Origin of the sequence: Massilia sp. CT11-108 (assembly GCF_047302915.1) — a bacterium.
Lineage (GTDB): Bacteria > Pseudomonadota > Gammaproteobacteria > Burkholderiales > Burkholderiaceae_D > Telluria > Telluria orientalis.
The window spans coordinates 1-236 of sequence record NZ_JBKYMO010001764.1; the positions used below are offsets into that span (position 1 = coordinate 1).

General features: G+C 72.0%; 1 protein-coding gene. It reads left to right on the top strand.

Features of this window, described 5'->3' with window-relative positions; all coding sequences use genetic code 11:
- On the top strand, positions 1 to 236 hold a 236-nt coding region (locus ACEN88_RS36260; RefSeq protein ID WP_413347206.1), incomplete at both ends, for a chemotaxis protein CheB.

The following is a 236-nucleotide window of genomic DNA, read 5'->3' on the forward strand; positions in this document are numbered from 1 at the left end:
CCCGAGACGCGCGCCCTGCTGCGCACGTCCGAGCGCGTCGTCGCCATCGGCACCTCCACGGGCGGCACGCTGGCTTTGGAAGAAGTGCTGACGGCGCTGCCGCGCGTCACGCCCGGCATCGTCATCGTGCAGCACATGCCGGAAAAATTCACTGCCGCCTTCGCCGACCGCCTGAACGGCCTGTGCCAGATCGAGGTGCGCGAGGCGCGCCACGGCGACCGCGTGCTGCCGGGCCG